The following is a 14796-nucleotide window of genomic DNA, read 5'->3' as shown; positions in this document are numbered from 1 at the left end:
TTCGGACTCGCAACACGCGTAATGCCCGAATACGCCTTTCACATGAATTTCTGTTCGCAAAATTGCGCAATGGCCTGAAGGCGGGCCGCGCAAGCCGCCATCGGCGGCGAAAATTATGCCTGGAAGAAGCCGAAAACATACAGCAGCGGCAGTGCCGCGATAATCGCCTGCACAACCAGAAGTAAACAGTTGAGGACAGTACTCCCCTTATCTGATAGGATGGAGACGATGCGGGCAAACGCAGCCATGGCGAATGCCGCGCCGAAGGCGGTATAAATCAGCGGCTGAGCCAGCACGATGGCACCGAGGCCAAGACCGAGATAGAAGCCACCCATCGATCGGATCTCGCTGAAACCTTCACGCCGCTCGCCGCGCGGCGCCAGGCCGAGGACCCTCATCGCAAGACCCGGCGCAAACATGATGACGAGGCCGGCAAAGGCCGTAAAGGCGGCTGCGCCGAAGGCAAGCTGCTCACCAAATTCCGTCGGAAACTCAAATTCCATGCCTCGACCCCAAATCATCCGCTGATTCTGCGTTTATGCCATGATCGGCCACATCCTGAAACGCGGAGCGCGGAACGATCTACAGAAAGCTCTGCGGATCGATGTCGAGCTGCACCTGCACCGATCCGCGCTCCTTCGGCGATTGCGACAGCATCGCCCGCAGGAAGCCCTGCATGTCGGAGTTGCGCCGACCGTGCACCAGAAGCCGGAAGCGGTGGCGGCCGCGCACCAGCGCAAGCGGCGCCTCCGCCGGGCCGAGCACCGAGATTCCGGACACCTGGGGTGCGGCGTTGCGCATGCCGCGCGCATGGTTTTCGGCGTCGTGGCGGGTTTCAGCCGAGACAATGATCGAGGCTAGTCGCCCGAAGGGAGGCAGTGCCGCGCGTTCGCGCTCGGTGATCTCACGCTCGTAAAAGGCATCGGAATCGCCCGATACAATCGCTTGCATCACGGGGTGCTGCGGCTGGTAGGTCTGCAGCAGCCCATGGCTCTTGAGCCCGGTGCGCCCGGCCCGGCCGGTCACCTGCGACAGAAGCTGGAAGGTGCGCTCGGCGGCGCGCGGATCGCCATTGGCGAGGCCGAGATCGGCGTCGATGATGCCGACCAGCGTCATCAGCGGAAAATTATGGCCCTTGGCGACGAGCTGGGTGCCGATGACGATATCGGCCTCGCCCTTGGCGATGGCATCGAGCTCCAGCCGCAGCCGCTTCACCCCGCCCATGATATCCGAGGAAAGAACGATCGTCCGCGCATCGGGGAAATGCCGCTCCACCTCTTCGGCGATCCGTTCGACGCCGGGTCCGCAGGCAACCAGATGGTCGAGCGTGCCGCATTCCGGGCATGCTTCCGGCGTGCGCTCGGCATGGCCGCATTGATGGCACTGCAACTGCTTGCGGAAACGATGCTCGACCAGCCAGCTTGAACATTGCGGGCATTGGAAGCGGTGGCCGCAGACCCGGCAGAGCGTCAGCGGCGCATAACCGCGCCGGTTGAGAAAGAGCAGCGCCTGTTCGCGCCGCTCCACCGTCTTGCCGATCGCCCGGATCAGCACCGGCGAGAGGAATCCGCCCCGCTCCGGCGCGTGCCTGCGCATATCGATGAGATGCAGGTCCGGCAGCGCCGCATCGCCGAAGCGCGTCGGCAGATGCACGGTGCTGTAGCGCCCGTTCTGGCCGTTGACCTGGCTTTCGACCGATGGCGTCGCCGACACCAGGACAACCGGAAAATCGCCGATACGGCCGCGCACCACGGCCATGTCGCGGGCATTGTAGAAGACGCGATCCTCCTGCTTGTAGGCGGGATCGTGCTCCTCGTCGACGATGATGAGGCCGAGATCCTCGAAAGGCAGGAAGAGCGCCGAGCGGGCGCCGGCCACGACGCGCACTTCGCCGGTCACCGCCTGGCGCCAGACCTTTTCGCGCATGCGCGGGGCGAGGTCGGAATGCCATTCGGCGGGCTTTGCCCCGAAGCGATCCTGAAAACGCTCCATGAAACTGGCCGTCAGCGCGATCTCCGGCAGCAGGATCAGCACCTGCCTGCCACGTTTCAGCGTCTCGGCGATCGCCTCGAAATAGACTTCGGTCTTGCCGGAGCCGGTGACGCCGTCGATCAGCGATACGGAAAATTCGCTCTTGCGAACGTCGGAGACGATCTCTGCGGCCGCCTCTTTCTGCGGCCCTTCGAGGCGCGCGGCGGCAAAGTCGGGATCCGGCATCGCCACGACCGGCGGCGGCGGCAGGAATATCGTCTCGAAGAGGCCGAGCGTGATCAGCCCATCGACGACGCTGGTCGAAACACCCGCCGCATGCGCCAGGCCGCTGCGTGTCCAGGACAGGCCGTCAGAAGCGGTCTCGAGCACTCGGGCGCGCGCCGGCGTCAGCCGCTCCGGTTCGCCGCCGACGAACTTCAGCCCCTCGACCATCGGCTCCGGCTCGAAGGCGTTCGGCGCCCTCAGCGCCATGCGCGCGACGAGGCCGGGTGGGGAGAGTGTATAGGCCGCCACCCAGTCGATGAAATCCCGCATCTCCCTGGAAAGCGGCGGGCAGTCGAAGACATGGCTGATCGGACGGAGCTTCTTCGGATCGACGCCATCCTCGCCGCCGTCCCAGACGACGCCGATCACCTGTCGCGGCCCAAGCGGCACCTGCACGACCGAGCCGGGCTCGACCGTCATGCCCTCCGGCACCGAGTAGGAATAAGGTTTCGGCGCCGGCATCGGCACCAGCACCGGAACCGTTCGGTTCAGGGGCGGTGCTTCGAACAGCGCGCCAAAGAGATCGGACGAATCTGTGCTCATCGGGCGAGACCATGCCCGCAAATCAACGGAATTGGAACCGCAAAGACGAGGGCGCTGCATCGGGCGGAAATGCGGATGACGGCGCCTTGCCGAGAGTGGCGGCGCCCTCACGAAATGGTTGCCCGGCAAGCGATTGGCCGCATAGATTGCCTGACGATGTGTTCGACCGCTGAATCGGAGAGTAGGAATGGCCAGACTGACCGCGGATGCCAGGGGCGTCTATGTGATCGCCGTAACGCCCTTTGCCGATGACGGCGCCCTCGATCTCGAAAGCATCGACAGCATGGTCGATTTCTACGAAGGCGCTGGCGTCACCGGCCTGACGGTGCTGGGCCAACTCGGCGAAGCGCCGAAGCTGACCGCCGCGGAATCGCGCGCCGTGGTCGAGCGCGTGTTGCAACGCCTTGACGGGCGCCTGCCGGTGGTCGTTGGCGTGTCGGCGCCCGGACTTGCTCCGATGCGCGAGCTTGCCAAGACCGTCATGGGCGAAGGTGCAGCCGGCGTCATGGTCGCGCCGCCCTGGACCGTCAAGACCGACGACCAGGTTTTCGCCTTCTACCAGTCGGTTGGGGAGACCTTGGAAGACACGCCCTTCGTGCTGCAGGACTACCCGCTCACCACCAATGTGACGATCGCGCCCGCCGTCATCGAGCGCATCGTCAGGGAGGTGCCCAATTGCGTCATGCTCAAGCATGAGGACTGGCCGGGCCCGTCGAAAATCACCGCGCTTCGCGCCGCCAGCGACAAGGGCGGAATGCGGCGCATCTCCATCCTCTGCGGCAATGGCGGGCTTTTCCTGCCGGAGGAAATGGGCCGCGGCGCCGACGGCGCCATGACCGGCTTTTGTTATCCGGAAATGATGGTCGGCGTCGTCGAAGCCTATGCCGCCGGAAATCCCGATCGCGCCCACGAGATCTTCGACGCCTATCTGCCGCTCGCCCGCTATGAACAGCAGCAGGGCATCGGTCTCGCCTGCCGCAAATACGTCCTTGCCAAGCGCGGTGTTATCAGATCCGCCACCCTGCGCAAACCGGGCGCCAGGCTGTCGGCGTTCGACATTGCCGATGTCGACCGGCTTTTGGCCCGCCAGGCCATCCGCCTCAAGGAGATCAGTGCATGACGCCGAACAGACGGAACCTTTCAAGAGTAAGATCGCCGAGGAGATCCTGCCGGGACAATCGCTTCAGGACGAGGCGTCGCTCGTAAAATTCGCCGGCCAGACGGTCAAGACGAACTACCATCTTTCGGCAGCCTGAGGATGGGGCCGGAGACCGATCCCATGTCGGTGGTCGACGGCAGGCTGCGGGTGCGCGGCGTCGACGGGCTGAGGGTGATCGATTGCTCTATCATTCCCTTTATCCCGTCAGGCAACACTAACGCACCGGCGATGGCGATCGGATCGAAGGCGGCGAGCATGATTGCCGAGGACTATCGATAATGCGGCAGCGACTTCGCCCCGCTATCTGACCTTGCCATCTGACCCCAGGCCATTTCGACCGGGTCCATGCAGCTCGAGAATGTGGCTGTAGCCATCCTGGCTGACGGGCTGAAATCCGAGCGACTCCCAGAATTTCGCCGCGCCGTCGTTTCCGGCATGGACGGTCACGAAACTGCAGAAGCGCCTTACGTGCTCCAGCAAAGCCAGCGCCAGCGCACGGCCGATACCACGACCGCGCATTGCCGAATGAACATAGAAGCGCCGCATCCGCAACGCTCCGAGCAGGGCGGCTTCTGCGCTCATACCGCCAACGCCGACGAGCGCCTCGCCGATATAGGCGCCAAGCAGCCTTTCGCCATCGCCCTCGAAGCGGAGCGTGCCGACCGACCATTCGTCGAAAGGCGAGCGATATGCAGATAGCCTTCCCGTCCAGCCTCGGCCTCGAGATTGGCGAGCTCTTGCGGCAATCGATCGTGCAGCACGCGGATATCAATCATAAAGTGTCAGCGGTTTTACGGGAGCGACATGCGTAACAAAGACCTGAAGCCCAGGGAGCGAATCGGAAAGATCGCGACGCGCTTTAGGCTGCCGGAACCGGAATCTCCCGCCGCACCGGCGCTTCCGGCTGCCCAACCGGAATAAACGTCGCGTCGCCGTCGCTGGCCATATCGTGCACGGTGTGTTTCTCCAGCGCCTTCGTCACCTCGTTGAGATCGCCGTCGAGATGTTCTGCCGGAATGAGATTGCCGATCACGAAATCGAAACGGTCGCCGCGCTTGTTCAACAGTTCATGAAAGACCGTCATGTCGCGGAGTTCCGTCGACCATTTCGCCAGCCAGTAGAACAGGCCGGAATTGCGCGCCGTCATGTGGACGGGAAGGATCGGCAGATTGTATTTTCGCGCCAACCCGACCGCCGACGTCTTCCATGGGCGCTCATTCAGCCGGCCGTTCGCCCAATAGGCAATACGGCCTGATGGAAAGAGCACCGTCGCCTTGCCTTCCCGCACCGCGTGGTTCGTCAATTGCAGCGTCTCGCGCGCCTTGAGCTTGCTCTTGTGCTCCTCCCGCCACTCGACCGGGATGACCATCTCGGCGAAACGCGGATTGACGCGGATCGCATCGCGATTGGCAAAGAACATCATGTCGGGCCGGCGCGTTTTCAGGAGGTCGAATACGGCGACACCATCGGCAATGCCGGTCGGATGGTTACTGACGAGGATGAAGCCGCCTGTATCGGGGATGCGCTCGCCATTGGCGATGCCGATATCGAGCTTCAGCACACCGCTCAGATATTCGAACGACTGGAAGCCCGGCATCTTGGCAACCGCGTTGGCGAATTCGATCGCCTTGTTGTAGCGCAGAAGCGTGTAGAGGAACGGCCGCATGACGGGCCAGAGCGGATTTTTGACGATCCTCTGGCCGCGTTCGGCAATCAGCGTATCGACGATATGACCGGGCTTTCCCTGTGAAACAAGAGCGATCGCTTCCGCGAGTTGTCCGAAAGCCGTCATGGAATCGCGCCGTGCCATGAAAGATCCTGTCTATGGGGTATAAAGCTATCGCAGTAGAATATGATCTAGGGATGACAAGGTTTGGCCGGCATTAGCAATTCCATAACCGTTCCTGCTTCAAATTGGCGGACTTGAAGGCAAATTCAAGGCCAGCGACGTGAATGAACTGCTTGTTATCGCCGACCCGCGCCTGATGGCAGAACGCGCCGCGTGGCTGGAAAACCTCGCTCGTGAACGCCGTCTTTCCGAGCATACGCTCGATGCTTATGAGCGCGACACCCGCCAGTTTCTGACCTTCCTGACCGGCCATCTCGCCGGCCCGGTGACGCTTGGCGACATCCGGGAATTGCGCCCTGCCGACTTCCGCGCCTTTCTTGCCGCGCGGCGCAAGCAGGGCTCCGGCGCCCGTTCGCTCGGGCGCAACCTGGCCGGCCTACGCTCACTGTTGCGCCATCTCGAAAAGAAGGGCCTGGTCAATGCCGCGGGTGCTGCTGCGATCCGCTCACCGAAACAGCCGAAGTCGCTACCCAAGCCGCTGTCGGACACGCAGGCGATCACCGTCGTCAGCAACGAAGCACAGCTGCATGACGAGCCTTGGATCGCCGCGCGCGATGCGGCGGTCATGACGCTGCTCTACGGCTGCGGCCTGCGCATCTCCGAGGCCCTGGATCTCGTTCCTGCCGACCTGCCGACGGGGGCGGCGACGCTGCGCATCACCGGCAAGGGCAACAAGACGCGGCTGGTTCCGCTGCTGCCCGTTGTGTTCGACGCGGTCGAGAGATATCGCGCGCTCTGCCCCTATCATCTCGAAAGCGGCGCGCCGCTGTTTCGCGGCGCCCGCGGCGGCAAGCTGCAGGCGGCGATCATCCAGCGCTCCATGCAGAAGCTGCGCAGCGCCTTCGGCCTGCCGGAGACGGCAACACCCCATGCGCTTCGCCACTCATTCGCCACCCACCTGCTTGCCGGCGGCGGCGATCTGCGCACCATCCAGGAACTGCTCGGCCATGCCAGCCTCTCGACGACGCAAGTCTATACCGGCGTCGATGCGTCGCGCCTGCTGGAGGTGTATGATCGGGCCCATCCGCGCGCTTGATGCATGGTTGTGACAGCGGCACGCCGCCTATCGGCAAGCTCAGCGCCCATGAATCTGACCTAATGCGATGCGCTAAGTTTTCGTTAACGCATTCTCTTAAAGGATTATGCGCAAGCCGAGCGTAGAGCATGAAGTATAGGGCATGTGACCGGAACATCATCATGACGACATCAATCGGCCGCCGAACCTCTTTCCTCGCAGCATCCGGCAACCTGCTGCTCTGGGTGATTGCAGCCTTCCACATGCTGCTTCTTGCGGCGCTGTTCGTCGCCTTCCTGGCGGCACGGCCGGCGTCGGCCGAAGACGGTGCCTGCACCGGCCGCAATCTGATGATCGATCTGCAGCAGAGCGACCCCACCCGCTACGCCGAGGCGGTCCAGGAAGCCGAGGCCGTGCCGAACGGCAAGGGCATCTTCTGGAAGATCGAAAAAGCAGGGCTTGCGCCGTCATGGCTGCTCGGCAGCATGCATGTCACCGATCCCCGCGTGCTGGCCCTGCCGCCGCGCGCCAAGGCAGCCCACGACGCCGCCGATACGATCATCATCGAATCCGACGAAATCCTCGATGAACGCAAGGCGACCGCCGCCCTGCTTGCGCGGCCGGAGCTGACGATGTTCACCGACGGCACGACGATCGACAAGCTGCTGTCTGCCGAGGATTACAAGCGGCTGAAAGCCGGCCTCAAGAAGCGCGGCATCCCGCTCAGCGCCGTCTCCCGCATGCGGCCATGGATGATCTCGAGCGCCGTCGCGCTTCCGGCCTGCGAACTCACCCGCAAGGCCAGGGGCGTGCAGTTCCTCGACCAGAAGATCGCCACCGACGCCGTTGTTCATGGCAAGCAGGTCAAGGGACTGGAGACGCTTGCCGAACAGATCCAAGCCATGGCCGACCTGCCGGTCGAATTCCATATGAAGTCGCTGATCGAGACGCTGGAACTCGGCGACAAGATGAGCGACGTCGTCGAAACGATGACCGATCTCTACCTCTCCGGCGATATCGGCCTGACGATGCCGATGCTGAAGACCGTGACGCAGGCTAATGCAGACCAGGCCGGCGACTACGCCGCCTTCGAGCAGCGCGTCATCCTCGATCGCAACAAGGTGATGGCCGAGCGCGCCGCCCCCATTCTCGAAGGCGGCAACGTCTTCATGGCCGTCGGCGCCCTGCACCTGCCCGGCCAGGACGGCCTCATCGAACTGCTGCGCAGGCAGGGTTTTACGGTGACTGCCGTAAACTGAGCCGACTAGGCCAGCCGAGCGTCACCCGCCGCAGCATATTGACCGTCGTCAAATGTTCATCTCTGCGATTCACACAACTGGCCTAAGGGTAATCCGTGGCTAAGTTGTTCCCAAACGGTTTGTTTTGCGCCACTCTTCATATTCTCCGCGGGCATCGTCATGCAGCGGATAGTAGCGCTGCAACGATCCGCCCTCCATAAGCTTCACTCGCGAGAACTCCTCCCAATCGTGATGCTTTTGCGCTTCTTCGATCACCTTCGAGGCGATTGCGACTGGAAGCACCACCACCCCATCATCGTCGGCCACGATGATGTCTCCGGGGATTACCGTGACACCGCCGCAGGCAATCGGAACGTTGACAGCATTGGGATAGATGCCGGTCTGCACGTGATAGTTGGGCGTCCAGCCGCGCAGCCATAGAGGGAGATCTAGCTTCTCGACATTGGGCCGATCGCGCATGCACCCATCGATCACGATGCCAGCGCCGCCTCTGCCCTTGAAATATGTCGACATCATATCGCCGAAGACACCCGAGCTCATGTCACCGCGCGCGTCGACCACAACCACATCGCCTTCCCGCACGTGATAAAGCACATGGCGGTGTAACTGCGTCTCAGGATCTGCATATTCCCCCTCGGTGAAGAGATCCGGCCGCTGCGGCAAGAATTGAAGCGTGAGGGCTGGCCCGACGATCGACTTCCCATGATTCTGCGGCACTGGACCGACCATGTGCGGATTGCGGAAGCCCATGTGGCCAAGCGTGCCGGAAACCGTCGCGGCGCCGATTTCCCTCAGTGCTTCGATCAGCTCTTTGGGCGGTCGCGTAATGTCGGGCGTATGCGTCATTTTGGGCTCCGGTTAATGAACTACCAGTTTGTGACAGAACCGTCGCGGCGTTTCAGGTGAGGCGCTTCCCAGAACCGGAAGCTCTCCGCCCTGATAGCCTCCTCGTTGACCTCGACGCCGAGCCCCGGCAGATCGCTGACCGGATAGTCGGGGCCGTCGAGCCGTGGTTGCACGGGGAAGAAGTCGGAATTATCGAAGCCCAGCTTTGCCTCGGGCGCCCTGGTCTCGAGCCAAGCGAAATTCGGCACCGCGGCGGCGAGATGGATGGTCGCGGCCGTGCAGACTGGGCCGAGAGGGTTGTGCGGCATCAGGTCTACATAGTGCGCCTCGCTCCAACCAGCGACCTTCATCGCTTCGGTGAGCCCGCCAACATTGCAAACATCGAGCCGGTTGAACTGATGGATGCCACGCTCGATGTAGGGCAGGAATTGCCACTTGCTGGCAAATTCCTCGCCGATGGCGAACGGGATGTCGGTCATGGTGCGCAGGGATTCGTAGGCCTCAGGCGTCTCGTCTCGTATCGGCTCCTCGAGGAAATCGAGCACACCGCGGCCGAGCTTGTTGCAGAAGCTCGCCGCCTCTGCCACCGACAGCCGATGATGGTAATCGAGGCCGAGGACGACGTCGTCGCCCAGCGCCTCGCGCGCCTTGTTCAGCATAGTTGCGGTAGCGCCGATCGACTCCCGCGGCTCAAAGATCTCCTTGCTGCTTTGCCCGATGGGGAAGAAGCGGATTGCCTGCCACCCTTGCGCGCGTAGTTCGCGGGCTCGTTCGATGGCAACTTCGCCCTCGGCCTCATCACCGGTCGAGGCGAAGGTAGGAATGCGGTCGCGCTGCTTGCCCCCCAGCAGTTCGTAGGCCGGCACCCCTAGCGCTTTTCCCTTGATGTCGTGAAGGGCAATGTCGATGGCGGAAATCGCCGCCTGCAGAACGCGCCCGCCTTCGAAGTACTGGCTGCGGTAAACTTCTTGCCAGATCCGACCAATCTGCATCGGATCGTGGCCGATGAGAAACTCGCGATAATGCTCGATCGCGCCGGCTACGGCCTTCTCGCGACCGCTCAAACCGCTTTCGCCCCAGCCGAAGATGCCGCTGTCGGTCTCGACCTTGACCAACATCTGGTTGCGCGTTCCGACCCATACTGCATAGGGTTTGATCGCCGTGATTTTGAGCTTCGTAGTCATTCACGCCCTCGTTTTACACGCATCCGCGTGGTCTTAGTTGGCCTTGAGGGCCATTTCCGTTTCGGCGTCGAATAGATGCATCCGCTCCTGATCGAACTCTAGCCAAACCTGTTCATCAGGCGCGACGGCTATGGTCGGCGGCACGCTGACATTGACGATGGCGCCGGACAGGAACGCCTGTACGAAGGTGACGTCTCCGGTCGGCTCCACCGTGTAGGCCTTCGCAGGGATGCTTCCAGGCGTCGCCCTCTTGTGCAGCTTGATCGTCGAGTGACGTGCGCCGAGCACGACTTTCCTGGTTGTTGCCCTCTCGACCTTCCGGGCGTTGGTTGGCGAGAGCTCGAGGTGCCAGCCCTCCGCGCTGGTCAACACCGTGTTGCCGCCTGCCATCGATGCCTCCAGCGGGACAAGGCTCATCGCCGGACTGCCGACGAAGCTGGCGACAAACATGTTCACTGGATGAGCAAAAACCTGCGCCGGTGAATCGTACTGTTGCAGATAGCCGCCGTTCATCACCGCCATCCTGTCGGCCATGGTGACCGCTTCGAGCTGATCGTGCGTCACATAGATGATCGTCGCCTTGAGGTCCTGGTGGAAACGCTTGATTTCCGACCGCATCTGCACGCGCAGCTTTGCGTCGAGATTGGAGAGTGGTTCATCCATCAGGAATACCGCCGGATCGCGAACGAGGGCGCGGCCCAGCGCCACCCGCTGCTGTTGCCCGCCCGAAAGTTCGCGTGGCTTGCGCTCGAGCAGCTGCGTCATGTCGAGCACGCGCGCCGCTTCCTTGACCTTCTTGTCGATCTCGTCTTTTGGCAGTTTGCGCATCTGCAGCGGGAACGCCAGGTTTTTATAGACCGATTTCTGCGGATAGAGCGCGTAGTTCTGGAACACCATTGCGATGTCCCGGTCCTTGGGGTCGAGGTCGTTGACCACCCGGTCGCCGATCACGATGTCGCCAGATGTGATGGGGATGAGCCCCGCCACAAGGTTGAGCGTGGTTGTCTTGCCGCAGCCTGAAGGGCCGACGAGCGCAACGAATTCGCCGTCGTTGACCGTCAGCGAAACATTGTTGACAGCTTTGAAGCTGCCATAGGTCTTGACCAGATCTTTGAGGACCACATGGGCCACCGGCAACTCCCCTAGTGCTTGACTGCGCCCTCCGTAAGGGCGCGTACGAAGTATCGTTGCAGGACGAGGAACAGGACCACGACGGGCACGCTCATCATGAAGCTGGCCGCCATCAGGCCTGGAAAGTCCGTTGTATTTTCCGAGAAGAAGCGCTGGATGCCGACCGGCAGCGTCAACTGCTCGTTCTTGGAGAGGAAGGTGTAGGCGTAGATGTACTCATTCCACGCGCCAATGAAGGAATAGATCGCCGTGGCGATGATTCCTGGCGCCGAGAGCGGCATTACGATCAGGAAAAAGGCCTGGAACCGCGTTGCCCCATCGATGCGCGCCGCCTGCTCGAGTTGCACGGGGATGTTGTCGTAGAACCCCTTGAGGAGCCAGATTGCCAGCGGCAGGCCGAATGTGAGGTAGGTGAGGACGAGCGACCCATGCGTGTTCACCAGCCCGACCGCGCGCATCAGAATAAAGAGCGGCACAAGAAAGATCACTGCCGGGAACATGTTCCGAAGCAAGACGGCGAAGAACAGAAAGTTGCGGCCCGGGAAGGTGAATCGTGAAAATGCGTAGGCCGCAGGAACTGCCACGATCACCGAAAGGATGGTCGTGGCGGTGGAGACGAAAAGGCTGTTCCAGAAGAAGCGCAAGAAGTCCTGGCCGACGCTGTTTTGCGGATCGAGCAGCTTTTGGTAGCTGGCGAGGGTGGGTTGATCCGGCCACCATTGCGGCGGGAATTGCATGGCCGCGAAACCGGACTTGATCGAGGTGATCAGCATCCAGATCATCGGTAATGCGGTGTAAAGCAGCATGAACACCAGGAAGATACGTCCGCCCCATCGCCATCCGTCGATGCGCATACGGCGACGGGCGTGGGCACGATGAGCAGTCTCGGCATTCGTGCTCATTGGCTCCCGTCCTTCCGCTCGTTACCGTTCAGCGCACGGACGTAGAAGTAGCCGAGCGACATCAGGATCAGGAACAGCAGCACCGAATAGGCTGATGCCACCCCCCAGCGCTGGCGGCCGAAGGCGAGTTCATAAATGTGGGTGATCCAGATATGCGATGCGTTCGACGGCCCGCCGCCGGTCATGATCCAGGGGATGATGAAAGAATTGAAGTTGGCCACTGCCAACAGAAGGATCGTCACCGTCGAGACGTTTCTCAAGTGCGGAAAGGTGACGTGCCAGAACCGCTGCCATGCATTGGCTCCGTCGACTTTTGCGGCGCGCAGCAACTGGTCGGGTACCGTCTGCAGGCCGGCCATCATCATGATCATGGCAAACGGGAACTCCCGCCAAATATTGACGACGATCAGCGAGGGCAGCACTGTGCTGACGCTGTCGATGAAATTCGGCGGTCGGTCTGCCCATCCGAGGCCAACCAGCACCGCGCCTATGATCCCAAAGTCGGAATGGTAGATCCACTTCCAGATATAGGACGCTGCGACCGCGCTGATGACCCAGGGAATGATCAAGATGGCGCGCATGATGCCTCGGCCGACAAATTCACGATGAAGAGCCAGGGCGCAGGCAAAGCCAAGGACAAATGCGATCAAAGTGGACGCCAGTGTCCAGATGAGAGTGTTCGAGGTGACCTTCCAGAACACCGGACTTGTGAGAATTGCGGTGTAGTTGTCGAAGCCGACGAAGATCTTGTCCCGGAGCTGCAAGCCAGGCGGTGTATTAAAGAAGGACAGCTCGATCGTGTAGTAGATCGGATAGGCTATGACGATGAGCATCACGGCGAGCGCAGGCAGCACGTACGCGTAGTCAGCGCGATGCTCCCACGTCTTTCGCAGCGCGCCGGACCTATCGGGTTTTAGGCTTCGCCGAGCCTCGGCCCTGCCAGTCAAGATCGTCACTGTGCCGTGCCCTTATTCTTCGGAGAAAACCGGCTGCAATCGAGGCGCAGCCGGTCAGAGCGTCAGGCTTGGACTAGAGTCCGCCGTCCATCAGGTCTTCTACCTTCTTGGCTGCGTCGTCCGCCGCTTGGTCGACGGTCATGGCTCCGGTCAGGGCATTCTGCAGCATATCAGGGATGATGATGTTCATAATCTCGGGGGACTGTGGCAGTGCCGGGAAGGGGATACCGTATGGCAGCATCGAGGTCGTGACATCAAGGAACTTGATGCTGTCCAGACGTTCCTTCATCCATTTGGTCTTGAAGCCGTTAAGGTTTCCCGGATTCGAGCCGGCATAGGCCATCTTCAGCGACCATTCAGGGCTCGTCCACATGCAGATGATAGCCTTTGCAGCGGGCTCGTCTACCTTGCCGCCCTCGACATATTCGGGCTTCAGGATGTGAATATTGGAGCCGCCGAACACGACGGCACGCTTGCCGTCGGGTCCAGTTGGAATCAGGCCGTAGCGCATGTTGTCGATCACGGTCTGCGCCTTGTCCTTGTCGGTAGCCGTCGCCTTTTTCTGCAGGTCGAGCATGACGTTGTAGTCGGACGGATGCGAGATCATCATGCCGAGCTGGCCAGCGAGGAACAGAGGTTGGTTGTCGGCCTGCTGGTTGGTCAGCGCCGAAACCGGAACCGACTTGTCGCGAACATACATATCGTAGGAGGCTTGCAATGCCGCCTTGCTCTGCGGGCTATCGAGCTCGACCTCCTTATAGGTCGGGTTGGCGGTCGCTTCGTCGAAGACGCCGCCGCCATAGGCCCACAGCTGCGGCATGAAGCGGTACGGCGTATTGCCGGCATTCTTGCGAGCCACGAGGCCATAGCCGGCAACACCGAGCTTGTCGTGGATCTGCTTGGAATACTTGACGACGTCGTCCCAGGTTGCCGGAGCCTTGTCCGGATCGAGGCCTGCACGCTTGAAGATGTCTGCGTTCCAGATGAACGCCATCGTCTCGTTGTTAGTTGGAATGCCGAAGGTCTCCCCCTCCCAGCTTACAGCCTTCATTGCGCCGGGCCAGAAATCCTCGGTCGAATATCCTACGTCCTCGGGTTTGAGCGGCTGCAAATAGCCCTTCGCGGCGAACTCGGTACCACCCAGGATTTGCAGGCGAACCGCCATGGGCGCTGCATTGCCAAGGAGCGCGGTCCGGAACTTGTCCAGCAGGTCATTGTAGGTGAGGGCTTGTTCCTCAAGCTGGATGTTTGGATAGGTTTTGCGGAAGGTCTCGAAGAAGTCCTTGTAATACTGGCGCAGGAGGTCGGGGTCACCCTCAAACACCCCCTGATACCAGAAAGTCAGTCGCCCCTTATAGTCAAGCGGGGTGACCTTGCCGCAATCGGCCGCCGTGTCAAAATCCTGTGTGCCAGCAATGGAGCGCACATATTGCGGCGACCACTTGCTCAGGTCGACCGGCGCTCCCAGCGCCGACGCGGACATCAACGATACTATCAAAGCAGTGGAAACAGTGCCGCGCAGGACGGCACTACCGAGTGAAATCCTCGTCATAGGTATCCTCCAGGTTCTCCCCATGCCGCTCTGCTTCGAGGCGAGCGGTCTTTACTCATTGGCTGCGGGACGTTTTCAGCCAATGTATCTCTTTGGACAGATCATACGTTTTCAGATCGTAGATTGCCTGTCAACTAGCGAAAT

14 protein-coding genes and 1 pseudogene are annotated in these 14796 nt (G+C 61.4%); 5 read left to right on the top strand and 10 right to left on the bottom strand.

The window, feature by feature from the left end; genetic code table 11:
- Positions 1 to 113: 113 nt before the first annotated feature.
- Together K6M89_RS23385 and K6M89_RS23380 are read right to left on the bottom strand one after the other, a co-directional pair.
- Entirely contained in the window at positions 114 to 503 is a 390-nt protein-coding gene (locus tag K6M89_RS23385) for an AGROH133_08824 family phage infection protein (protein WP_222141163.1), read from the bottom strand.
- Positions 504 to 582: 79 nt separating this feature from the next.
- The gene (locus K6M89_RS23380) at positions 583 to 2799 is read right to left on the bottom strand and encodes a primosomal protein N' (protein ID WP_222141162.1); all 2217 of its coding nucleotides are present in this window, start codon (positions 2797 to 2799) and stop codon (positions 583 to 585) included.
- A 187-nt stretch (positions 2800 to 2986) separates the two neighbouring features.
- Here K6M89_RS23380 and K6M89_RS23375 point away from each other — a divergent pair, with 187 nt between their 5' ends.
- From K6M89_RS23375 to K6M89_RS31900, 3 genes are read left to right on the top strand one after another with little or no spacing between them, the layout of a single operon-like run.
- The gene (locus K6M89_RS23375) at positions 2987 to 3919 is read left to right on the top strand and encodes a dihydrodipicolinate synthase family protein (RefSeq protein WP_222141161.1); all 933 of its coding nucleotides are present in this window, start codon (positions 2987 to 2989) and stop codon (positions 3917 to 3919) included.
- On the top strand, positions 3912 to 4055 hold the full coding sequence (locus K6M89_RS31905) for a hypothetical protein (RefSeq protein ID WP_246642642.1): 144 nt from the start codon (positions 3912 to 3914) through the stop codon (positions 4053 to 4055). Before K6M89_RS23375 ends, K6M89_RS31905 begins: the two co-directional genes overlap by 8 nt.
- 23 nt (positions 4056 to 4078) lie before the next feature.
- Positions 4079 to 4237 (top strand): GMC oxidoreductase, encoded by a 159-nt coding sequence (locus K6M89_RS31900; protein ID WP_245443125.1) that lies wholly within the window; start codon positions 4079 to 4081, stop codon positions 4235 to 4237.
- 21 nt (positions 4238 to 4258) lie between these two features.
- On the opposite strand, the pseudogene K6M89_RS23365 reads toward K6M89_RS31900, so the two are convergent.
- Together K6M89_RS23365 and K6M89_RS23360 are read right to left on the bottom strand one after the other, a co-directional pair.
- Positions 4259 to 4734 (bottom strand): annotated as a pseudogene (locus K6M89_RS23365) (GNAT family N-acetyltransferase).
- 83 nt (positions 4735 to 4817) lie between these two features.
- Positions 4818 to 5768, bottom strand: coding sequence for a lysophospholipid acyltransferase family protein (locus K6M89_RS23360; RefSeq protein ID WP_097580618.1), 951 nt, complete (start codon positions 5766 to 5768; stop codon positions 4818 to 4820).
- Positions 5769 to 5907: 139 nt separating this feature from the next.
- On the opposite strand from K6M89_RS23360, the gene K6M89_RS23355 reads away from it, so the two are divergent.
- On the top strand, positions 5908 to 6843 hold the full coding sequence (locus tag K6M89_RS23355) for a tyrosine recombinase XerC (protein WP_222141160.1): 936 nt from the start codon (positions 5908 to 5910) through the stop codon (positions 6841 to 6843).
- A gap of 161 nt (positions 6844 to 7004) precedes the next feature.
- On the top strand, positions 7005 to 8081 hold the full coding sequence (locus K6M89_RS23350; RefSeq protein ID WP_222141159.1) for a TraB/GumN family protein: 1077 nt from the start codon (positions 7005 to 7007) through the stop codon (positions 8079 to 8081).
- Between the two features lie 99 nt (positions 8082 to 8180).
- On the opposite strand, the gene K6M89_RS23345 is transcribed toward K6M89_RS23350, so the two are convergent.
- The 6 genes from K6M89_RS23345 to K6M89_RS23320 all read right to left on the bottom strand — a co-directional run bounded on the left by K6M89_RS23345 (position 8181) and on the right by K6M89_RS23320 (position 14652).
- Entirely contained in the window at positions 8181 to 8927 is a 747-nt protein-coding gene (locus tag K6M89_RS23345) for a ribonuclease activity regulator RraA (RefSeq protein WP_097580615.1), read from the bottom strand.
- A gap of 20 nt (positions 8928 to 8947) precedes the next feature.
- Positions 8948 to 10111: a mandelate racemase/muconate lactonizing enzyme family protein gene (locus K6M89_RS23340; protein WP_222141158.1), complete on the bottom strand. Its 1164-nt coding sequence runs from the start codon at positions 10109 to 10111 to the stop codon at positions 8948 to 8950.
- A 33-nt stretch (positions 10112 to 10144) separates the two neighbouring features.
- Positions 10145 to 11242 carry an ABC transporter ATP-binding protein gene (locus K6M89_RS23335; protein ID WP_222141157.1) on the bottom strand — a complete coding sequence of 366 codons (1098 nt, stop codon included), beginning with the start codon at positions 11240 to 11242 and terminating at the stop codon, positions 10145 to 10147.
- 11 nt (positions 11243 to 11253) lie between these two features.
- Complete coding sequence (locus tag K6M89_RS23330; protein ID WP_222141156.1) at positions 11254 to 12144, bottom strand: carbohydrate ABC transporter permease; 891 nt, start codon at positions 12142 to 12144, stop codon at positions 11254 to 11256.
- Positions 12141 to 13100, bottom strand: a complete 960-nt coding sequence (locus tag K6M89_RS23325; RefSeq protein ID WP_222141155.1) for a carbohydrate ABC transporter permease — start codon at positions 13098 to 13100, stop codon at positions 12141 to 12143. Before K6M89_RS23325 ends, K6M89_RS23330 begins: the two co-directional genes overlap by 4 nt.
- Before the next feature lie 73 nt (positions 13101 to 13173).
- Complete coding sequence (locus K6M89_RS23320; RefSeq protein ID WP_222141154.1) at positions 13174 to 14652, bottom strand: ABC transporter substrate-binding protein; 1479 nt, start codon at positions 14650 to 14652, stop codon at positions 13174 to 13176.
- Positions 14653 to 14796: the final 144 nt, after the last annotated feature.

Source organism: Rhizobium croatiense (assembly GCF_019793465.1).
Taxonomy (GTDB): Bacteria; Pseudomonadota; Alphaproteobacteria; order Rhizobiales; family Rhizobiaceae; genus Rhizobium; species Rhizobium croatiense.
The sequence above is the reverse complement of the archived record's forward strand: the minus strand, read 5'-3'. Positions and strand labels throughout refer to the sequence as shown.